General features: G+C 37.8%; 19 protein-coding genes. 6 read left to right on the forward strand and 13 right to left on the reverse strand.

All coding sequences use genetic code 11. The features are described 5' to 3' along the window. Window positions 1-86: 86 nt before the first annotated feature. The 6 genes from cuyB to ACZ41W_RS07135 all read right to left on the reverse strand — a co-directional run bounded on the left by cuyB (window position 87) and on the right by ACZ41W_RS07135 (window position 7864). Window positions 87-842: a cysteate racemase gene (gene cuyB, locus ACZ41W_RS07110; protein WP_464314178.1), complete on the reverse strand. Its 756-nt coding sequence runs from the start codon at window positions 840-842 to the stop codon at window positions 87-89. After that, window positions 832-1950, reverse strand: a complete 1119-nt coding sequence (locus ACZ41W_RS07115) for a C39 family peptidase (protein WP_464314179.1) — start codon at window positions 1948-1950, stop codon at window positions 832-834. Before ACZ41W_RS07115 ends, cuyB begins: the two co-directional genes overlap by 11 nt. A 187-nt stretch (window positions 1951-2137) precedes the next feature. Next, complete coding sequence (locus ACZ41W_RS07120; RefSeq protein WP_464314180.1) at window positions 2138-3178, reverse strand: lipid II:glycine glycyltransferase FemX; 1041 nt, start codon at window positions 3176-3178, stop codon at window positions 2138-2140. Between the two features lie 15 nt (window positions 3179-3193). After that, window positions 3194-4426, reverse strand: coding sequence for a carboxylate--amine ligase (locus tag ACZ41W_RS07125; RefSeq protein WP_464314181.1), 1233 nt, complete (start codon window positions 4424-4426; stop codon window positions 3194-3196). Window positions 4427-4437: 11 nt separating this feature from the next. Next, the gene (asnB, locus tag ACZ41W_RS07130; RefSeq protein WP_464314182.1) at window positions 4438-6285 is read right to left on the reverse strand and encodes an asparagine synthase (glutamine-hydrolyzing); all 1848 of its coding nucleotides are present in this window, start codon (window positions 6283-6285) and stop codon (window positions 4438-4440) included. A 94-nt stretch (window positions 6286-6379) separates the two neighbouring features. Further along, on the reverse strand, window positions 6380-7864 hold the full coding sequence (locus ACZ41W_RS07135) for a UDP-N-acetylmuramoyl-L-alanyl-D-glutamate--2,6-diaminopimelate ligase (protein WP_464314183.1): 1485 nt from the start codon (window positions 7862-7864) through the stop codon (window positions 6380-6382). Window positions 7865-7965: 101 nt separating this feature from the next. On the opposite strand from ACZ41W_RS07135, the gene amrS reads away from it, so the two are divergent. Further along, window positions 7966-8826 (forward strand): AmmeMemoRadiSam system radical SAM enzyme, encoded by an 861-nt coding sequence (amrS, locus tag ACZ41W_RS07140; RefSeq protein ID WP_464314184.1) that lies wholly within the window; start codon window positions 7966-7968, stop codon window positions 8824-8826. A gap of 142 nt (window positions 8827-8968) precedes the next feature. Here the strand turns inward: amrS and ACZ41W_RS07145 are convergent, their stop codons facing one another. Next, window positions 8969-10195, reverse strand: a complete 1227-nt coding sequence (locus ACZ41W_RS07145; protein WP_464314185.1) for a 6-phosphofructokinase — start codon at window positions 10193-10195, stop codon at window positions 8969-8971. A 10-nt stretch (window positions 10196-10205) separates the two neighbouring features. After that, window positions 10206-11714, reverse strand: coding sequence for a carboxypeptidase M32 (locus tag ACZ41W_RS07150; protein ID WP_464314186.1), 1509 nt, complete (start codon window positions 11712-11714; stop codon window positions 10206-10208). Window positions 11715-11853: 139 nt separating this feature from the next. Here ACZ41W_RS07150 and ACZ41W_RS07155 point away from each other — a divergent pair, with 139 nt between their 5' ends. Beyond that, a complete protein-coding gene (locus ACZ41W_RS07155; protein ID WP_464314187.1) occupies window positions 11854-12372 on the forward strand; it encodes an SEC-C metal-binding domain-containing protein in 519 nt (172 codons plus the stop codon). A gap of 113 nt (window positions 12373-12485) precedes the next feature. Here the strand turns inward: ACZ41W_RS07155 and ACZ41W_RS07160 are convergent, their stop codons facing one another. The 4 genes from ACZ41W_RS07160 to ACZ41W_RS07175 form a co-directional block, all read right to left on the reverse strand. After that, the gene (locus tag ACZ41W_RS07160; protein WP_464314188.1) at window positions 12486-13445 is read right to left on the reverse strand and encodes a 3'-5' exoribonuclease YhaM family protein; all 960 of its coding nucleotides are present in this window, start codon (window positions 13443-13445) and stop codon (window positions 12486-12488) included. A 10-nt stretch (window positions 13446-13455) separates the two neighbouring features. After that, the gene (locus ACZ41W_RS07165; protein ID WP_464314189.1) at window positions 13456-14919 is read right to left on the reverse strand and encodes a M28 family metallopeptidase; all 1464 of its coding nucleotides are present in this window, start codon (window positions 14917-14919) and stop codon (window positions 13456-13458) included. 77 nt (window positions 14920-14996) lie between these two features. Next, the gene (locus ACZ41W_RS07170; protein WP_464314190.1) at window positions 14997-15740 is read right to left on the reverse strand and encodes a peptidylprolyl isomerase; all 744 of its coding nucleotides are present in this window, start codon (window positions 15738-15740) and stop codon (window positions 14997-14999) included. An 88-nt stretch (window positions 15741-15828) separates the two neighbouring features. Continuing rightward, a complete protein-coding gene (locus tag ACZ41W_RS07175; protein WP_464314191.1) occupies window positions 15829-17001 on the reverse strand; it encodes an HDOD domain-containing protein in 1173 nt (390 codons plus the stop codon). A gap of 379 nt (window positions 17002-17380) precedes the next feature. On the opposite strand from ACZ41W_RS07175, the gene ACZ41W_RS07180 reads away from it, so the two are divergent. Continuing rightward, the gene (locus ACZ41W_RS07180; protein ID WP_464314192.1) at window positions 17381-18664 is read left to right on the forward strand and encodes a DNA integrity scanning protein DisA nucleotide-binding domain protein; all 1284 of its coding nucleotides are present in this window, start codon (window positions 17381-17383) and stop codon (window positions 18662-18664) included. Window positions 18665-18675: 11 nt separating this feature from the next. Here ACZ41W_RS07180 and ACZ41W_RS07185 read toward each other — a convergent pair whose 3' ends face one another. Beyond that, the gene (locus tag ACZ41W_RS07185) at window positions 18676-18843 is read right to left on the reverse strand and encodes a hypothetical protein (protein WP_464314193.1); all 168 of its coding nucleotides are present in this window, start codon (window positions 18841-18843) and stop codon (window positions 18676-18678) included. Between the two features lie 167 nt (window positions 18844-19010). Here ACZ41W_RS07185 and ACZ41W_RS07190 point away from each other — a divergent pair, with 167 nt between their 5' ends. From ACZ41W_RS07190 to ACZ41W_RS07200, 3 genes are all read left to right on the forward strand, one after another. Next, the gene (locus ACZ41W_RS07190; RefSeq protein ID WP_464314194.1) at window positions 19011-20039 is read left to right on the forward strand and encodes a M42 family metallopeptidase; all 1029 of its coding nucleotides are present in this window, start codon (window positions 19011-19013) and stop codon (window positions 20037-20039) included. A gap of 164 nt (window positions 20040-20203) precedes the next feature. Continuing rightward, complete coding sequence (locus tag ACZ41W_RS07195) at window positions 20204-20692, forward strand: Na+/H+ antiporter subunit E (protein ID WP_464314195.1); 489 nt, start codon at window positions 20204-20206, stop codon at window positions 20690-20692. Then, window positions 20689-20943, forward strand: coding sequence for a monovalent cation/H+ antiporter complex subunit F (locus ACZ41W_RS07200; RefSeq protein WP_464314196.1), 255 nt, complete (start codon window positions 20689-20691; stop codon window positions 20941-20943). Before ACZ41W_RS07195 ends, ACZ41W_RS07200 begins: the two co-directional genes overlap by 4 nt. The last annotated feature ends 36 nt before the right edge of the window (window positions 20944-20979 follow it).

Below are 20979 nucleotides of genomic sequence, written 5' to 3' on the forward strand. Positions count from 1 at the left end.
ACATTAAAATCCCATGACAATATTAAAAAAGCTGAAACAATTTATTTATGTTTTCATCATAAACAAAACATTTCAGCAATTATAGATCATTTGTTATTATCGGGATCTAAAGCCAATAATTGATATCGCGCTCTTGAATCATCGTATTCTTTGTCAGAATAAAGAATGGATTTTTTGATGAGGACGTCCATAGCATCCACTGTGTAGGATTCGATTGTCGCTGTCAGTGGTAAAATGGATAACTCCGTACACGCCAATATCACACAACTGCTCTGTGTCCGCTCTAATGCACTTTTGATCAATTGATCAAATACTTCTGAATCCACAAAATTACCTGCTTTGATTTCATATATAATCTTCATGACTTGTTCTTGGATGTCTACACTTGGGTTTTCAAATTCAAGTCCCATCTGCCTACAAGCACGTTCATAAATGCCACTGTGAATGGTTCCATTCGTTGCGAAAATCGTCACTTTCTTACTTTTCCCAAACAGCGTTACCACTTCTTGAGCAGTTTCTTCCACCATATTGATAATGGGAACAGACGTCATTTTTTTCAAATCGTCCATAAAGAAATGTGAGGTATTACATGGAATGGCAATATGATGAACACCTGCATATTCAAGCAATTGTAAATCTTTTTCAATTTGAGTCAAAAAATCCTCATGTTGGCCGGATAAAATTGCCTGTGTTCGATCGGGCATCGTCGCATGATTGAGAATCACCATGTCCAGATGCTCTTGATCTTTATGCGCAACTGTTCTTTCAATCACGCGTTCGAAAAACATCGAAGTGGCCATAGGACCCATTCCACCAACAACGCCAAGTTTCTTATTGTTCATTGGAAACAACCTCCACCATCATCGCACGGTTGCCCATACTTTCAAAACTTTTCAAAAACTTTTCTTTGTCATATTGCATCAATCCTTCAAGAGGATCCATGACGTATAATTTGTCCCCAACAAAACCATACACCACCATACAGTGTAAATTTGTCGCTGCTTTAAAATAAGAATCGTCTGCCTCTAAATACCAACCATAGTTGAAATTTCCAAGACTCAAATCTCGCGTCACCCATACGGCAACAGGATGACCATTTGAGACGTAATTCATCAGTTCATCGCGCGTAAGCCCCGTTAAATCAGCCGCTTGATGTTGACCAGCAACAGATTGAATATATGCTTGAGCTGCTTGAACAGTTGGAGGTGCATACACAAACCAACCACCTGCATCAGCTGGATCTCCAGAGAATGCCACATCGGGATTTGCACCATATATTTTTCCATTCTTTTTAAAGAACGGTTCTTTCAACAAATAGGTATTGGACATCGTCACTTTATCAACTGGATAGCCATAGTAGTTTAAAAGCGATGTCATCGCCGTAATTTCGCAACCGTTTGGCAATTCAGGTTTTTGTAATAACAGAGGGTAGTCTAACATCAACTCTTTGATTTTAACCGTTCCATCTGTTTGTCCTTCATAAGCTTTTACAAAAGACTCTGTTTTTTGAGCAAAAGTTAATTCCATCAGCTCCGCTTTCATTTCAATTGGAATTGACATGTTCGTCGACTGATACCCAAGTACAGATTCAACTTGCGTCACCACATACCCTCGTCTATAGTTTAAAAGCATCGATGTCGCTTGCCCCTTCGCATCCGTTACAAGGGTTTCAAGGACTTCGCCTGTTTTGCCGTCTTTCACCTCAAACATCACTCCCGCTATTGGAAATGATTTTTTTTCATCTAATGCAAGAATCTGTATATTCCCTTGCTTTACACGCCCTGTAATCCAACGGATCGCCGTATCCACCACTTCATCTAGGACCGTTTTGTCTAACACTTGGTTTTCTTTCTCCACAACTCTAGGGTCTTTGGGATCGATACCAAGAGATTCTGGGATGTCACTTTTAAGAATTCCCAGTTTAATTAGTATCCCACTATTAAAAATCATAACCCCCACTAAACCTAATATAATGAGGATCAATATAGGTTTAAATGGGAACGTTTTTCTTTTTCTTCTCGTATTATACATTTCATTACACAGATACTCATCGAAGAATCCTCGATGAAGTATCGTCCTTTCTTTTCAACATTTTAGTCACTCTATCTATCTCAATCTCAACAAAATCCATTCAAGATTAATTTCTCAAAAGTTTAATTTTAATCTTTTGAAGTTTAGGATATACATCTGTAAAGAGTTTATAAATCAAGGGCTTGTAGACTTTATCTACTTCACCAATGAGTTCTGTTACGCCTTCTTCACGACAAAATCCTTCTTTGAATTTATAGAGTCCATCTTCGATGTTTAGTTCAAAAACGCCTCCGAAATCATAACGCTTCATGTTGTTTTCTAAACCCCACTTGATCATTTCCCATTGCATCAAGTAATTGGGCATGAGATTGCGTTTTTCATTGGAACTGGCACCATAAATATACCATAATTTATCACCATACATGATGGCGATTGCACCTGATAAATAATCCTCTTCGTGTTGGGTTAAATAGATGCGAATATTGCCTTCAAACGCTTTTAGCATATCTTGAAAATACTCATAGTTTCGAATCACCAATCGGTTACGCACAGACATAATCTCGTACAGTTCATAAAATTTCTTGAGGTATGCTTCTGACGTATCGTAGGATACTTCAACGCCTTTACGCTTTGACAGATTGATATTATAACGCGTCTTTGGACTAAATCTCGATAACAAAGACTCTTCCGTTTCGCCATCTAAACTTAAAATCATATTGTAAAGCGGTTGAATAAGGGCATTTTTATCAACGCCTTTACCTCGCACGATGAATCCGTTCTTACGATAAGTTTCCACGAGCTTTGCATCTTCTTTTATCTCAGGATCAAACCTTAAGACAAACGCCTTATTGGCCTTTGCAAATGATTTGACTTCATCTAACAATTTTTGAATCACGACCAAATCATATGGATCGCCAACAGGTCCCCTTGGTGCGTAAAGCATAGAAAATCCTGCCATCTTTTTAATGAGAAGTGACATTGCGGCAACAATCGTGCCATTTTCTTCAACATATACCTGTGCACTCGACCACCCTTTTTTAATGGTCGCCCAGTTCATATCCTGTGTTGCAGTTGCATAAGTTGAATGTTTTACAAATGTCTGGTATCTCTGAACATCCCTTTCATTTGTAATATCTAATATGGGCATTATATGCCTCCTTGCTTACTTTTTCTTCACAAAATATTTCTTATATTTTTCATAATAACGATGATAATATCGATAAACCCTTAGAGTTCTCATCAAACTCTTATCTTGTTGATAATAGAGCGTTGTACTGGTATTTTTAGACTGGATGCATTTAATTGCGCGATCCTTGAGTTCAGAAGGCTCTAAATATTGTAATAAGAGCTTTTCCGGAATTCCAAGCCACAGATGCGGATGGGTTCCGTAGACAGTGTCCATATTTTTTTGATACACAAACGCATCGACTAAAAATTGAGCCTGATTAAATCCACTCCCCGTCACAAAAAAGCTGCTTCGTCCCTGTCTTAAATTGATTTCAAACACTTTAAATTTACCGGTTTTTGCATCGTACTTCATATCGAAATTTGAAAATCCAACATAGCCGATTTTCTCTAAAAATGCTTGATATTCTTTAAAAACGGCCTCATCATACGCATCGATAATCGCCGTATAATTCCCGATTAAAGTCGGAGTACAGTCTTCCAAAAGCGGTTGTCCAAGACACATGAGTTTAACCTTTCCATCTGGTCCGGAAACGCAGTTGAGAACACGCATGGAGCTATCATCTCCAGCGATATACTCTTGCAAGATCAGAGCGCCGTTATACGTCGATTTATAGATTGCTTGAATGGTCTCTTTCAGCACTTGAGCAGACTCAATGAAATAGGCCTTTTGTTTGCCTTCAAACTTCGCTTCAAAATAGCGCATGCTATCCGATGGTTTAAGAACCACTGGATATCCAAGTTGTAGATCATTTACCGTTTTATGAAGTTCATCTAACACGTCTGGATAAATTACTTTTGTCTGTGGGTAGTTCAATCCATACTCTTCACAAATTTCATAAAATCCCTCTTTGGAATTCAATGTTCTCATGAGCGCGCCATCGATAAATGGCACAATATAGGATTTTGACAACTGAGGCTTATTGTCGACGATTAATTCGACATAGCCATCACTACTTGCTACCAAGATCAAATGCTCTGCAGTCGTTTTTAAAGTCGTTGCCAAATCCAATAAATGTGTGGCAAATAACTCTGGATCTGCAAAATTAGGAATGATCTTCACGTCGCAGATTTTTGACTGCGATGTTGTAAATAACTCCCCTTGACCAACTACCAAACTTTTTATCCCGTATGCCATATGAAAGGCCTTCGCCATACCATACGCGTTGCTATCCGTTCCAAGAATTACTGGTAAAAATTCCTTTTTCATATGTTCCCCCACTATTTCTTTCCGAAAAATTGTTTATACCAAATCAAGAATACATAGACAGTCCAAATATAACGCGCATAATTTTTTGTTCCCGTATAATGAGCTTCTAAATAGCCTAAAAGCATCTCTTGGTCAAAAAACTCACCTGTTTGTGCATCTAAAAATTCATTTTTAATGATTTGATAGTATTTTTCTTCCTTCATCCAATATTTGATTGGCACAGGGAAACCGAGTTTAGGTCGCTTTGCCCACGCTTCCGGTAGCATATCATGTGCAGCGACACGAAGCGCGTACTTCGTATTGATAGAATTGACTCTTTGTTTTGTCGGTAATTTCGACGCAAACGCCATCACTTCTTTATCTAAAAATGGAACGCGAAGTTCTAAAGAATGTGCCATACTCATTTTGTCAGCTTTGAGTAAAATATCCCCTGGTAGCCATAAGTTTAGATCCAAATACTGCATCTTTGTCACATCATCAGCACCTTGGACTTTCTTATAAACCTCACCCGTAATGGTTTTAACCTCAGGTCCGTGTCGATACGCTGGTTTGAGGACAGCGAGCGCATCTTGTTCGTCAAATACTTTAGCCTCTCCGATAAACTTCTCTTCAACTGATTTTCCGCTTCTCGTGAGGAAGTTCGTCATCTTATTTTTTGGGAAAACAGAGGCAACTTTACCTACTGCCTTTCTAATGGCAAATGGTACTTTCTCATATTTTTCAATCGCTGGTGAATTTTGATACCAAGGATAGCCCCCGAAGATTTCGTCTGCGCCTTCACCTGATAAAACAACCGTTACATGTTCTCTTGCAAGTTGTGCCAGAAAATAAAGTGGCACAGAAGAAGGATTCGACTGTGGTTCGTCCATATGATATTGAATGGTCGGCAAAGCATCAAAACATTCATCTGCTGTAATAATTTTCGTGTGATTTTCAATTCCAAGCATTTCAGAGAGTTCAGCGGCTAATTTCGTCTCGTTGAACATCGCTTCATATTCTTGGAAACCGACTGAAAACGTCTTGTGTGGTTTGAGTAATGCTGTAATATAGCTGCTGTCGATGCCTCCAGATAAGAAAGATCCCACTGTAACATCGCTGATTTTATGATATTCAACCGATTCTTTCATAATCGACTTAATCTGCTCGACATTTGCACTCAAATCATTTTCTTCTATTTTGAATTCATTATGCCAATACTGAACCGTTTGAAGATTCCCATCTTCATAAAGTAGATAATGCGCTGGTTTGAGTTTATAAACACCTTTAAAAAACGTCTCTTCCATAGACGAATATTGGAACGTTAAATACGGTCTTAACGCGTCTTTATTGAGCTCTTTATTGAACATTGGGTGGTGCATAAACGATTTGATTTCAGAACCGAAAATCATCGAACCGTCTTGTGTATTTCTCGTGTAATAGAGCGGTTTAATTCCGAAAAAATCTCTTGCAATAAAGAGTTTTTTGGTTTTTGTATCCCATATTGAAAACGCAAACATCCCTCTTAATCTTTGTAAAATGTCGACGCCATATTCTTCATATCCATGTAAAATTACTTCACTATCTGTATGACTGTGAAATTGATGACCTTTTTTGATAAGTTCTTCGCGAAGTCCTTGATAATTGTAGATTTCACCATTAAAAACAAGCACCAAATCTTCATTTTCATTAAACATCGGTTGCTTTGCAACATCCGACAAATCGATGATGCTCAGACGTCTAAATCCCAAAGATACATTGCTATCGCTATATATACCGTTACTATCCGGTCCTCTGTGTTGAATAGCATCCGTCATCTTTGTGATGATGTCGCTCCCATCTTCTGTTTTTCCAAAATGCGTATATCCTACAAAACCACACATATCTTTTCACCTTTCTATCTGCTAACTGGTTCATTTATCTATTAGCCAGTTCTACTATCTGTTAAATGTTTCATCTATCTGTTAAATACTTCATCTATCTATTTAACTGCGCCATTTTATCCCTAACAATTTGAGTCTCATTAAATGGAATTTCTACCTTCCCAATCACTTGTGCAGTTTCATGTCCTTTTCCTGAAATCAATAAAATATCCCCTGATTCCATGGCTTCAAGTGCTCTCTCAATAGCCTCTTGTCGATCGACAATCGCTTCATATGCACCACCAACATTTTCAACAGCTGCTACCACATCGCGGATAATGGCATTTGGATCTTGTTCCTTAGGATTATCGGAAGTCACAAATGCATAATCTGCTAATTGACCAGCAACTTTTCCCATAGCGATTCTTTTATCTAAACCTAAATCGCCAGGTGCCGCATACACGCCAAAAACCAGCAACAGACGATTTTGAACAAATGGTCGCAACGTCTGAAGGGCCTTTTCAAGTCCATCTTCTGTATGTGCAAAATCAATGACAACTTTTTTATTGTCCTCATCATATACCGTTTCAAAACGCCCTTTAATATGCTTTAATGCTGCAATCCCTTCGGCAATCACGACAAGCTCAAATCCTTCAGACACAGCCCAAGCAACAACTGCCAATGAATTGTAAATGTAGATTTCACCCGGCACATTGACACAAATCTCAATTTCGCCTTTAGGTGTCACAGCAGTATAGATCGAATGATCCACGAAATAACGAATATTTTTTGCATACACGTCCGCATTTTCATTGAGTCCATAGGTCAATAATGGTTTTCCAGCAAGTTCAGATATCAATCGTCTGCCATACGCATCATCTGCATTAATGACATTGGTTCCCTGAGTCATATGAAACAATTTTGCTTTTGCCTGATAATAGGATTCCATATCTTTATGAAGCTCCAGATGATCGGGGGTTAAATTGGTAAATATGCCCGCATTAAAATCGCAGTATCCCACTCGGTTGAGTTCAAGCGCATGTGAAGACACTTCCATGAGGCAATATGCCACATGTTCTGAAACCATTTCAGCGAGTACTTGCTGAAGCGTGAGGGATTCAGGCGTCGTATTTGGCGTGTCAATTTTTCGTTCTCCAATCAACGTACCGATGGTTCCAATAATCCCTGTTTTTTTATTTTGCAATTCGAGCAAAGACTTTATAAAATAAGTTATAGATGTTTTTCCATTGGTTCCAGTAATTCCCACGAGATTTAGTTGAGACGTTGGATTCTTATAAAAATTTGAAGAAATTCCAGCAAGTCCAAGTCGCGTATTGTTCATGTGAATCACCGTTATGTCATCTGGTATCTGCAACTCTTCTCGTGTAATCAACTCTTCTTGAATTACAATGACCGATGCGCCATTTGCAATAGCTGCCGGAATAAACTGATGTCCATCTACAGAAAATCCGGAAATCGCCACAAAAAGAGTGCCTTCATTCACTTTTCGCGAATCAAACGCGATTCCTGACACCTCTTGTTCTAAGTTTCCTTTGATGCATTTATATTCTAAGCCTTTTAGACAATTTGATAATTTCATAACGTCCTCCCTTATCGATGCCACTCGATAATCAATACCTATATCTTGTCATAGACGCATTGAAATTGCAAGTAAAAATAATGAAATCTAAGGAGGTTCCTATGGATGAAAAACGGCATTTGGCCATGTTTTGGACACCACTTTCCAACGGTAAAATTAAATGTGAATTATGTCCACATAGCTGCATCATTTCCCCTCATCAGACAGGGCGTTGTCGCGCGAGAATTAACATAGATGGAATACTGTATACAGAAAACTTTGGAAAAATCGTGTCCTACGGTTATGATCCCATTGAAAAAAAACCACTGAAATGCTATGAATCTGGCTCCATGATTTTTTCCATTGGAACTTTTGGATGCAACTTTTCATGTGAATTTTGCCAAAATCATGAATTGGTCTATTTTGAAGGACCTGTTGAAGAAGCGGATGATGACCTTATATTATCTCTTGCACAAAAAAATCAATCCATCGGAATCGCATATACTTACAATGAATCCAGCGTTTGGTACGAATACGTCTATCATATGGCAAAACGCGTTCATGCAAATGGCCTTAGAAACGTCTTAGTGACCAATGGGTTTATAAGTGAACAACCGCTTTTACAACTACTGCCTTATATCGATGCGATGAATATTGACTTAAAAGCGATGACTCCTGATTTTTATCAAAATATCTGCCACGGTGCTCTCGCACCTGTCATGGAATCAATCAAGCTCTGTCATGGAAAAACTCACGTTGAAGTCACGTATTTACTCATCGACGGACTCAATACGCACGAAGATGAAATTGAGCACATGGCAAAATGGCTTGCTTCAATTGATCCAAATATTCCCCTTCACTTGACGCGATATTTTCCCAACTATCATCTCGACATTCCCATGACGTCTTACGAAACCATACAAAAGGCGAGCGCCATCGCGAGAACATATCTTAAACACGTCTTCAATGGCAATGTATACTAGATGAACATTGCCAACGCTACAATTAAACGCCCACGAATGCAGGGCGCACAAACGGAGGGCGCATGAATGCAGGGCACACGAAAAAAAGAGTGACTGGCAATAGAAACTGCCCAATCACTCTTTATTCATGTTCATTAGATGCTTATTTTTTTAAAATCGGATCAATCATTGGCGATCTTAAACGCGCGCCTGGATTGAAGTCGCTACCGATTAATGGTCTAGCGTATTTCATAAATGCTTCAGTGACATTGTTCCCTGCTGCATTGATGAATTCGTCAGGCATGTGTTTTGTTTTAGCTGCAATTTCTTTTAACTCAACGAGTCTAAAGTCAACTGCATAATCGCCTTTTCTTTCCATAACAACAGATCCGTCCATGTTGTCAATAAGTGCAAATTGAACCGCTTTTTCAGCAACTTCTCTTGCTTCTTTTTGATCTGTATCTGAAACACAACCAAGGAACGAACGTTGCATGTAACCTAAAGTATCTGCGCGAACTCGGCCGATGCATAATTTTGCTTTAACTTCAGCAACAAGTAAATCGCCTAATGCACCAGTACCAGAAAGTTGAACGTTACCATGCGCATCTTTTTCAACGTTTTCCTGAAGTTTTGTGATAATCGCTTCGCCATTTTCATCTTGAATCCCTTCAGAAACAGCAACGATACATCTACCGTATTTTTCATACGTTTCTTTCACGTCTTTTAAGAAGTTTTCAATAATAAATGGTCTTTCTGGGAAGTAAATGAGGTGTGGACCGTCATCTTCGTATACTTTACCAAGTGCAGCAGCACCTGTTAAGAAACCAGCATGTCTACCCATGATAACGCCGATGTATACGCCAGCAAGTGCTCTATTGTCGTAGTTGATACCAGCAAAAGCAGAAGCAACGTATCTAGCAGCTGAACCATAACCTGGTGTATGGTCGTTGATCACTAAATCGTTATCGACTGTTTTAGGGATATGAACTGCTCTAAAGTCGTAATTTTGTTTTTTAGCTTCTTCATTAACGATTCTCACGGTATCAGAAGAATCATTTCCGCCAATGTAGAAGAAGAAACGAATGTTGTGTGCTTTCATTGATTCAAACATTTTTGCACAGAACTCAGGTGTTGGTTTAACGCGTGTTGAAAGAAGTGCTGAAGATGGTGTTGCAGCAACAGCTTCAAGGTTTGCAACTGTTTCTCTTGTTAAATCCATAAATTCTTCATTTACGATTCCTTCAACGCCGTGAACTGCTCCGTAGATTCTTTCTACTTGTGGGTATTTTTTTGCTTCTAAAACGACACCAACCATTGATTGGTTAATAACTGCAGTAGGGCCGCCACCTTGAGCAACCAATAAATTACCTCTTAATACTTTTTCACTCATGTTTTTCCTCCTAGTTTAAACCGTAAATCTTAGAGTATTTTTCCTCTAAATAATCACAATAGTATTTAGAATTTAATGTTTCACCTGTGATCATTTTGATGAGTTCGTTTGGTTTTTTAAGTGCTCCATATTGATGCACTTTTTCATTGAGCCATTTTGTCAGTGGTTCAAAGTTACCACTACCAAGCTCAGCGTTCACATCGATGTCTTTTGACATAAAGTGAGCAAGTTGTGCAGCATACGCACTTCCCAATGCATAAGTAGGGAAATAACCAAATAAACCTTCTGACCAGTGAACATCTTGGAGTACGCCTTCGCTATCTTTAGATGGCGTAATTCCCAAATAATCATGCACTTTTTGATTCCATACTTTTGGAAGATCTTCTACTTTAATCGTACCGTCAATTAAACCAAGCTCAATTTCATAGCGAATCATAATATGGAGTGAATACGTCAACTCATCCGCTTCAATACGAATCAGCGAAGGTTCCACTCGATTGATTGCTTCATTGAATTCATCCACAGTGACATCTGCTAATTGCTCAGGAAACTGTTTTTTGAGCTCTGGTAAATAGAATTTTAAGAAAGACTCATTTTTGCAGAAATTGTTTTCAAAAATTCTCGATTGTGACTCATGGAAACCATTTGACGTTCCGCTCGCTAAAATCGTACCTTGTAGATCTCGACCAAAATTTTGCTCATAAATAGCATGTCCACCTTCGTGAGCAGTGCTATAAAGTGCATTTGACAAGTCATTCTCATAATAATGTGTTGTGAGTCTAACATCGTCAATATCCACACCCATGGTAAATGGATGCACGCTTTCCTTAAACATCCCTCTCTCAAGATCAAAGCCCATCATTGCTAACAGGTCTTTTGACACTCGATCTTGGATGTCTACAGGATAATTTCTAAATAAGAAATCTGTGCGTATGTCTTTTTGCTTTTCAGCAATTTTTTGAAGCAATGGAACGATTCGCGCACGTAGCTCATCAAAAAATACATTGAGTTGATCTACAGTCATTCCGTCTTCGAAGTCTCCGATGTAGAGGTTGTATGGATGTCCTTCATAACCTCTGTACTCTGCAAATTTAAGAAGATAGTCAATGACCTCTGTGAGATAAGGTTTAAACATCTCAAAATCAGATTTTTCCTTTGCTTCTTCCCAAACCATAGAAGATTTAGATGTGAGCATGTTATATTTTTGGAACTCATCCATCGGAATTTTTGTAAGTTTATCAAACTCTTTTTGGGTATCTTTAACGATAACTGCATCTATTTCCGTTAATTGGTCTAGATGTTGCATTAAAAGGTTCAAGTCCGCTTTCATTTGCTCATTCACTAGCAATTCGTACTGATAACCACTTAATACACCGATTGCTTGACTTCTTACATCCGCACCACTTTTAGGTGCGCCTGTGGAGGCATCCCAAAATAGCATGGATGTCGAATAGCCAAATGCCTTCATTTTATGCTGTGCTTCTTTCAATCGATTTAATGCTTCATTATAATTGCTCATATGTCTAAATCTCCTTTCAACATCATCACATATTTTGACTCTACCCGAATACTCTAAGATTATAACAAAAAAATATTAGAGTTGAAACCTTTTAATCGATATGATAGACTTATTTTTGGAATTTTATAAGGAGGTTGCCATGTCTTTATTTGAACAATGGAACGCAATTCTTGAAGGTAAAGGTTTGACACAAGCCCAAACAGACGATTTTTGGAATGCCTATTTAGCCGTGGAAAAAAATATCTATGAAGATATTTTAGACAACAAAACAGAAAAATTAACTGGAACGGTTAAAGCATTTGGCGAAAAATACGATCTAGATCCAATGCTCGTTGTGGGTTTCGTAGACGGTATTCATACAAGTTTAATGGAAGAAGTTGATCTCGATGCATTAACTGAGGACTCAGAACTCAATGCAACGATTGATTTTGAAAAACTTTACTTCAATATGCACAAAGCAAAAGCAGAATGGTTATACAAAATCCCAGCTTGGGAAACTATTTTAACAAAAGAACAAATGAAAGCGATCAAACAAAACTACGTGGATACAGTAACCGTTCGAGTTGAAAACAAACTCGGCAGAAACGACGTTTGCCACTGTGGTAGCGGCAAAAAGTACAAAAAATGCTGCCTCGATAAAGATCAAGCAGCACAATAATCTGATATTTACAGATGAATCCTAAAAAATAAAGGGAATTTGATGACGACATCAAGTTCCCTTTTTTTATGGTTGTATATTATGATGAATACATCCGCAATTGTATGAATGCATCACCAATTTTCTGATTGGCTGTATTTGGATTTATAGAGTTTTCGTCGATCTAAAACAAAGATCGGATCGGTAAATGTCTCTTCAGCTTGATCTTTCAATGCTTTGTTCATATCGTACATTCTAGCATCGATCATGTCGAGATAATGAAGGAGCTCTCCTTCAGGTATCAACGGCTTTTTCGGACTTCCGAACTCGGGTTCATAATGATGCGTTAGAATCATGTGTTGAATCAATAGAGAAATTTCACAATCAATTCCAAGTTCGTCGGAAATTCGATCAATTCGTTTGATTCCCATGATAATATGACCAAGTAACTGTCCTTCTTTTGTATAGTCTTCCACCACACCCACTTCAGTGGCATCCATCTCGTTAATTTTCTCAATATCGTGTAAAATAACCCCTGCATACACCAAATCCATGTTGAGGTTTTTATAGACGCCACCCAAAGCCTCTGCCGATCTAAGCATTCTCAGGATATGATATAAAAGGCCGGATTTAATGGCGTGGTGATTGGATTTTGCCGCTGGATAATACATGAGCTTGGGTTTATAAAGATCGATAACTGCTGTCACAAGTCTTCTTATTTCTGAAGATTCCATGCGATCCACATAAGAAAGAATTTCATCCAACATCAATTTTGCTTCAATCGGTGCCATCGGAATGAACTGACTAAAATCCACATCATCTTCTTCGTTAATTGCACGTAGTTTGATGAGTTTTAATTGAACGGATTGTTGCCACTGCGTCACAGTTCCCATCACCTTGACAACTTCTCCCGGATTGTACATCGTTTCTACATCGCCTTTAACATCCCAAAGTTTTGCATTCACTTCTCCAGATATATCTTGAAGTGTAAAATCGATATAGGGTTTGTTTGCGCTTGAGGTCTTAATATTTTTGGCTTTTACGAGATAAAAGCCCGTTATTTCTTCGCCTATTTTCATTTCTTTAATTAACACTGATTTCTCCTTATTGAACACTATTAGTTATATGATATACGATTTGGAACGCGAATGATAGTATCTCTTTTAACGATTCAAAATCCATTGAATTCTCGATGGTATCATTTTGAGTATGATAATAGCGCGTATCAAACTCCACTAAACTCACAGACTGAAAGCCACTCTCTTCCATTGAGGCATGGTCACTGGCCGCAATTCGGCTTTCCACCACATCGAGACCAAGTTGATTGCCAATTGCCATGACGTCATCTTGGAGGTCAAATGACACATCATAACTTGAACACACTAAAATATTATACTCACCAGAAGAACCAATCATGTCTAGGTTCACCACTTGAAATTTATCTGCATCCAAAACGCCACTCTCTCCAAACGCCTTTGACCCGAGTAACCCCTCTTCTTCACCATTAAATGCCACAAAATAATAATCCATGGCAGGATCGCCATACTGCTTTAATATTTTTGCCATCATCAGCATACCCGTTGTACCAGATGCATTATCTAGCGCGCCGACATTGGCAGTTCCATCAAAATTGCTACCTAGATGGTCAAAATGTGCCGAAATGATCACGCCTTTGTCTCCCGTGCCATCGATCATCCCCACAACATTGGTCGCTGCAACATCCATCACTTGAACATCTGTGGAAGCCTGAATCGTCGCCTCTGGATGCTCTTTTAAATACGTCACAATCTCAGGGGAAATCTCATATGCGAGATATTGGTCATTTTCATCTACAATCGGATCACTCACATAAGGTGATAAAACAAAGAAACCAGAATTTTCATCTGGATTCTCCATAAGAATCACCTTAGGCTGATGTTCAGATTGCTTCATCTGTTCTGTTAGCGATGCTGCAGAATAGGCCAACATCGCATTTTTTGTATAGACGACGATGTCTGGATTGCCTATTTTGTCAAACTTCGTCACATCAAAAGGACTATCGATAATTCCAAAAGTTCCCGAGAAACTTCCTTTTGAAAGTAAATTTGCATGTCCAACAACCTCTGCAAAATCACTTCCAAACTTCAGTTCCTTGACTTGATTGCCATCTGTTATTGTCATGGTTGTTTCTGCTTGCTTGATTGGCGACACCATTTGAAATGACATCTCATAGTCATCGGCAAATTCAGGTTCAACTAAGCCAATTTTAGCCATTTCGGACTGGATATATGCCACTGCATGTTCATTTCCCTCAGTTCCAGGAAGACGGCCTGCGCATTCTTCTGAGGTTAAATAAGTAAGGACTTCTTTCATATATGGCACATCCCAAGCTTGTTCGTCTAGATCTACAAGTGGGATCGTAGTAACTTCTTGAGGCTTTACTTCTTGAGGATCAACTTGTGACAACTCGTCTTTGGTATCCGTCTTGATTGAGTCTTTAGATGACACGTACCAAAAGATTCCGATGGCTGTCAGTGTCAATACGATGATGAGCATTGCTAGGATGATTCTTCGATTGCTTCGTTTCATATGTTCCTCCATTATGTATAAAAACTCAGAATAGGACTCAGTCTTACGCTGGCCTTACTCTGAGTTTTAATTTTTAACTAAAATTTTTCGATTGTATATTTCGCTTTTAAAGATTCTACTTTGTTGATGTAAGCTGCGTTTTGTTTTTGGATGAGTAATTGATGTGCAATTTGTGGTTGAACCGCTTCAAATGGTTGTGTTACCGCAGGTTGCTCACCTGTTTTTAAAATTAAATGATATCCAAATTGAGTTTGAACAGGTTTTGATACTTCATTCACTGCCATATCAAATACAGCAACTTCAAATTCAGGAACCATTTGACCTTTAGAGAAGAATCCTAAATCGCCACCTTCTTGATTTGAAGGACATTTTGAATATTTTTGAGCTGCCTCAGCAAAGTCTAAACCGCCTTCGATTTCAGCTAAAATTTCATTTGCTTGTTCTTCAGTATCCACTAAGATATGAGATGCTTGAATTTGTTCTTGACCTTCAAAGTATTGTGGGTTTTCTTTGTAAAACGCTTCAATTTCATCATCTGCAACCGTCACTGTTTCAATTAAGTTTTTGATGTTGAATTGTTTTAATAAGTTATCTTTCATTCTATTTAATTCAGTTTGGAATGCTTCTGTCTCTTCTAAATTTGACTCAAGCGCTTCAGCATAAAATAATTCTTGGTAAATTAACTCATCTACCAGACGTTGCATGCCTTGCTCTCCTTGAAATTGTCCTTGAACTTGAGGACCGATTGTTTGATAAAACATATTCAAATCATGTTCTGTAATGTCTCTGCCATTAACTCTAGCAATTACTTTAGTTTCCATAGTGTTATAACTCCCTTCATTTTCCGATGAACACTTACAATCGTCCTCACCAACATTAATATTATCAGATTTATAAGTCTATCGCAAATTATCCCAATGCTTTTTTTATAAATAAACTGTAAAAACTTTCAAATTGATTTTGAGTAATTTCTAGTTCGTCAAATACGCGAACATCTAGTTCGTAAAATTTATTGTGATTATCCAGTGCCTTCCATGAATAACAGTTCATTAAATGGACCGCCATAACCAATTTTTTATTGATGATATGTCCACTAAGCGGCGAATGATGATAAAGCGCTGCTTCCACTACCGGATACGGGAATCCCCACAAATCCAGTAAATATCCGCCAATTTCATCATGATTAAATCCAATTTTCTCTTTTTCAAGCGCGTAAAACGAGCTTTCAGCATTTCCTTGAACCGTTTCATTGATGACATCAAATAAATTGGCATAATTACTCATAAATACGATTGAGCCCACGTTGTGAAGCAGTCCAACCGCTGATATATTGTTATCAAGCGGTTTATTTTGACACTCTAGATAGAACGCATTGAGCATTCGATTGGTTAACGCCATCTGTTTCCAATGAAGTTCTCTCGTCTCGATATCCATCTTGAAATTATCAAAAACCGCAGTGGTCAAAATGATATTTTTGACGTTGATTAACCCAATATACATTATGGCCTGACGAATGGACGCTGTCTTTGCATTGTAAAAGGCCGTATTCGCCATTTTAAGAATACTCGTCGTTGTCGATGGATCCTCTTCAATCACTCTTGCAATATCATCTATGGATTCATTGTTCTTAATCATTTCATTCATTCTGAAATAAATCTTAGGAATGGTTGGAAGCGATGTAAGTCCTGAAACGAGATTGATCAGTTGGCGATTGTGAATTTTTTCATCTATTTTGACGATTTTATCAATCATGCATAGAAGTTCGCTCACTGAGACGGATTTACTCAACTGAATCTTTGAAAAGCCCAAATCGACGGGCATAAAATGACGTCGTGGCTGATCACAATTGTCTATCCCAACTTGAATCACATTTGGATACTTAAACTTCAACACTTCATAGATCTCAGTTTTTTGACGAATTTGACTGTCGATGATGGCTAGGGAAATCATCTGCGCGTTTAATTCTCGAACCATCTGATCAAAATGATCCGCAAAAATTAACTGATATCTGCTAAAGTCCAGATATTGTTTAATTGTCTCAACATAGTTCCGATCCTCGGTAACCAGTAAAAGGTTTATCATAAACACTTCCTATCTATCGAATTTATTCGTTATTTCAACACTTTTTATTGAAATGAATGGTTTACTTATGTTAAAATTAAAGACAATGAAAGGCAATTTTCTTATTTGAGGTGTACCTCCCTCTGAAAATCCCTATGATACACATTCAATTAAGGGGATTGCGCCTGTCATTCCTTATACTAGAGTGCCATCTCTAGTATTTTTTTTATTATACACTATTCACCCGCGAATTTTTTTTATCATTCTTGTAGAATATATTTTATTTTTATCACAATTTACGACATAAAATGACAAATTCGTGGTATATGATATATAGATTTCTCATATTTATAGATTTACCCCATTTTCACAATAAACCACCAAAGGATGTGAAGGATTCATGACTTTTGTAAACCTCGGCAAACTCACTCAATACTTAGACCATTACTGCTTTACTTTATACAGTAAAATTGACGATGAAATGGTGCCACAGCTTCATCTCATCGAAGAAAGCAGTATTCAATCGGAATTGCTAAAAAAGATGTTAGATGAAGAAAAATATGCCATCTACTATTGCAATTCATTTGATTATCAACAGAAATCCTATGTGTTTGCTTTGCAATTTGATTCAAAAATCATGGACATTTACTACAAAATTCCCACTTCGGCTGGAATTAAGTACAAGTCTTTACTCGATATTATCATTCATACGACGCTCGACTATATCAACGAATGTGTGAACGGGCTGATTGCTCAAGAAGAAATCATCGAGAAATCCTATTCTGACCTACTAAAAATCTCTGGTAGACGCCTCATTCAAAGCATTTTGCAAAATGATCACGTCGTTAATCCATTTGAGAAATTTAATAAAATTTCATCACTCAGTTATGAAAAATCATTTAGCGATGGCAAAATTCTTTTACTCAATTCACAGGCGGCTGAAGCACTGGCTTCACAGCACATTTTAAAACCTTTGGTTCAGTTTGAAAATAAAATCCCCTTATCGAGTACACGACATATCCGTAAAATTTTAGAGCTTAGCAATGCTGAAGTCTACTTACTTTCAGATGGTGAATATCTCTATAGTACGGTTGAATTTTCACATACAAATGATCATTCTACAAATCTGTTTACCATTGAGTTTAACAACTACTCATCATGGCAGCTCAATCATAATGCCAACAAACTCATGCAAGTGACTCACGAAGAAGTCTATATTCCTAAGCCTAAAATTAGTTACTTTAACTTCAGTGCCGAAGTCAAAAAAATATTTCCAGAAATCGAATCCAAAAAAATACTCAATCTGTATCGTTTGACACTTGAAGCGCTTAAGCAAGTTAAAGGCACCATATTGGTGGTGTCAAAAAATGCAAGAAGCGAATCATACCGTTTAAGAAATCAAGGATTTTGCATCGAAGCATTGCCCTTAACTCCTTCGATAGTTCGCTCAATTACGAGTATTGACGGTGCTGTTTTAATGGATCTAGACGGCTGTTGTCACGGAATTGGTGTTATTTTAGATGGCATTGCTACAGATAAAGGTGATCCTTCACGTGGTGCTCGCTATAACTCAGCGATTCGTTATGTTGAAACCATCACGAAAAATCCAGATTACTCCAATTGTTTTGCTATCGTCATCTCAGAAGATGGCGATGTCGACATGATTTCACAATATTTAACTTAAACTGACAGTCGTTATTTATTAATGAAAACCTCATAAAGAGTAATTAATAAGAGAACCGAGCAAAACCAAAAACTAAAAACCGCTAAATAGATGGATCCCTTTACAACAGAGTAAGTTGCAAGTACAACTAAAATGATGAGCATCAACATGCCTCTGCGCGTGATTCGATAGTCCCCCATTGATTACCTCCATACTTTAGTTTACTCTTTTATTTTACTTGATTTCAATTTGGAATTCTAGTGTTTTAACACTAGGATTCTTCTGTTTTTTGTAGAAGTCTTGTTATAAGTGGAGTATACTTAAAAAGGGTACGAAAGCGTCATATTATTTTAGGAGGACAGTTCGCATGATTAACAAAAATTACGTTCTAGATATTATGAAAACCATACTATTAACAGATAGTCCAAGTGGTTATACACAAAAGGTAATGTCCGTTATTTCAACAGAAGCCTCAAAACTCGGCTATACATTTGAATCAAACGCTAAGGGCAATGGCATCATCACGATTCCGGGAAAAGATGCATCAAAAACAGTCGGCCTATCTGCACATGTTGACACACTTGGCGCGATGGTCCGAAGCATTTCTTCATCAGGTACTTTAAAATTTACATTGGTGGGTGGACCAATCGTCCCAACATTAGATAGTGAATATTGTAAAATTTACACGCGAGATGGACAGGTTTACTCAGGGACATTTTTAAGCAATGCACCTGCGGCTCACGTTCACAAAGACAGCAGCACAATGGCGAGAACACCTGAAACAATGGAAGTTCGACTAGATGTCGCTGTAAAATCCAAAGCGGACGTTTTAGCATTAGGCATTCAAGTGGGCGATTTTATATGCATTGATCCTAAAACAACGATTATCAACGATTTTGTTAAGTCGAGATTTTTAGATGACAAGGCTTCTGTAGCATGTATTTTCGGCGTTCTTGAACATTTATCGAGAGAAAAGATTCAACCTGAATATACGACAAAAGTGATCATTTCTACTTATGAAGAAGTTGGACATGGCTCTGCACATATCCCAGCTGACATTACCGAACTCTTAGCAGTGGATATGGGATGTATTGGAGAAGATCTATCTTGTACTGAATACGACGTCTCTATCTGTGCAAAAGACTCATCGGGTCCTTATGATTACGAGATGACAGGCAAACTCATCGATCTCGCTAAAGGAAATTCTCTTAGCTATGCAATTGACATCTATCCTTATTATGGTTCTGACGTCAGTGCAGCACTAAGAGCAGGCAATAACATCAAAGGTGCACTCATCGGTCCAGGTGTACACGCTTCACACGGTATGGAAAGAACCCATTACTCAGGGCTTGAAAACACCATGAAACTCGTCTACCACTACTTAATGAGCAGATAAATAAATACACTTAAATTTTAAGACTATGCATCCATATGGGCGCATAGTCTTTTTGTTTACAGAAGTTTCCTAGCGAGATAGCAAGTTTCTTAAACATGAGCATTGAACTGTTTCATCGTCGCTCTCACGGGTATGAAAGAATTAAATGCGGTACTGGAGGGGTTATGCGAAGAAAACTCTATTATTTTCAACTCACTGTCATATTGTCTTTAATCCTAGTCGTTCTATTTGAAAGAACTGACTGGATTTTTCTCCTATTTGCGCCTCTGATTTCATTTGCGACAATCGTGTGTAGCGAAACTTTTTTGCTCCACGATTCCTACTATGACTTGTTTTATTTTAATGTATTCAAATCCATTCCCTACTTATTCACCTTACTCATTGAAATATATCGAGCTGGATTTAAGATGATTTTAGTCGTTTTACAAAATTCTCACGCCCCCACATTTATTGAAATCTCAACAGATTTAGATCAAAACTTTGAAACTGTTATCTTATGTAATTCCATCACACTGACACCTGGAACCATCACGGTTGATATCGAAGGTCAACGACTCCTAGTTTTGTGGATGAACCCAACGACACAAAATTCATCTGAAGCAGGAGAAATAATCAAAGGCAAACTCGAAAGGAGGATCAAAAAGGGCTTATGATGATAGCTGTTATATTAATTGGCATTTTTTCTCTCTTTAGTTTTTTAAGACTCATCCTAGGACCTACTATTTGGGATCGACTGTTGTGTGCGAATTTGATTACCTCTAAATTTTTAATGATATTGATATTACTTGCTTATATTGAAAATCAAACCTATTTTATAGACTTTGCAATCGTATATGCACTACTTGGATTTATAGGTCTAATGTTTGTTGCCATCAGCATCCAAAAAAGAGGCAAATTGTTATAAAATATCCCTCTACTAGACTTAAAAGGAGGAAATCGC

Source organism: Fusibacter fontis, assembly GCF_055378735.1.

What these genes read in the sequence shown, in the direction of transcription:
- cuyB (WP_464314178.1), bottom strand. Translation starts at nt 842, where the DNA reads ATGAACAATAAGAAACTTGGCGTTGTTGGTGGAATGGGTCCTATGGCC.
- ACZ41W_RS07115 (WP_464314179.1), bottom strand. Translation starts at nt 1,950, where the DNA reads ATGATTTTTAATAGTGGGATACTAATTAAACTGGGAATTCTTAAAAGT.
- ACZ41W_RS07120 (WP_464314180.1), bottom strand. Translation starts at nt 3,178, where the DNA reads ATGCCCATATTAGATATTACAAATGAAAGGGATGTTCAGAGATACCAG.
- ACZ41W_RS07125 (WP_464314181.1), bottom strand. Translation starts at nt 4,426, where the DNA reads ATGAAAAAGGAATTTTTACCAGTAATTCTTGGAACGGATAGCAACGCG.
- asnB (WP_464314182.1), bottom strand. Translation starts at nt 6,285, where the DNA reads ATGTGTGGTTTTGTAGGATATACGCATTTTGGAAAAACAGAAGATGGG.
- ACZ41W_RS07135 (WP_464314183.1), bottom strand. Translation starts at nt 7,864, where the DNA reads ATGAAATTATCAAATTGTCTAAAAGGCTTAGAATATAAATGCATCAAA.
- amrS (WP_464314184.1), top strand. Translation starts at nt 7,966, where the DNA reads ATGGATGAAAAACGGCATTTGGCCATGTTTTGGACACCACTTTCCAAC.
- ACZ41W_RS07145 (WP_464314185.1), bottom strand. Translation starts at nt 10,195, where the DNA reads ATGAGTGAAAAAGTATTAAGAGGTAATTTATTGGTTGCTCAAGGTGGC.
- ACZ41W_RS07150 (WP_464314186.1), bottom strand. Translation starts at nt 11,714, where the DNA reads ATGAGCAATTATAATGAAGCATTAAATCGATTGAAAGAAGCACAGCAT.
- ACZ41W_RS07155 (WP_464314187.1), top strand. Translation starts at nt 11,854, where the DNA reads ATGTCTTTATTTGAACAATGGAACGCAATTCTTGAAGGTAAAGGTTTG.
- ACZ41W_RS07165 (WP_464314189.1), bottom strand. Translation starts at nt 14,919, where the DNA reads ATGAAACGAAGCAATCGAAGAATCATCCTAGCAATGCTCATCATCGTA.
- ACZ41W_RS07170 (WP_464314190.1), bottom strand. Translation starts at nt 15,740, where the DNA reads ATGGAAACTAAAGTAATTGCTAGAGTTAATGGCAGAGACATTACAGAA.
- ACZ41W_RS07175 (WP_464314191.1), bottom strand. Translation starts at nt 17,001, where the DNA reads ATGATAAACCTTTTACTGGTTACCGAGGATCGGAACTATGTTGAGACA.
- ACZ41W_RS07180 (WP_464314192.1), top strand. Translation starts at nt 17,381, where the DNA reads ATGACTTTTGTAAACCTCGGCAAACTCACTCAATACTTAGACCATTAC.
- ACZ41W_RS07185 (WP_464314193.1), bottom strand. Translation starts at nt 18,843, where the DNA reads ATGGGGGACTATCGAATCACGCGCAGAGGCATGTTGATGCTCATCATT.
- ACZ41W_RS07190 (WP_464314194.1), top strand. Translation starts at nt 19,011, where the DNA reads ATGATTAACAAAAATTACGTTCTAGATATTATGAAAACCATACTATTA.
- ACZ41W_RS07195 (WP_464314195.1), top strand. Translation starts at nt 20,204, where the DNA reads ATGCGAAGAAAACTCTATTATTTTCAACTCACTGTCATATTGTCTTTA.
- ACZ41W_RS07200 (WP_464314196.1), top strand. Translation starts at nt 20,689, where the DNA reads ATGATGATAGCTGTTATATTAATTGGCATTTTTTCTCTCTTTAGTTTT.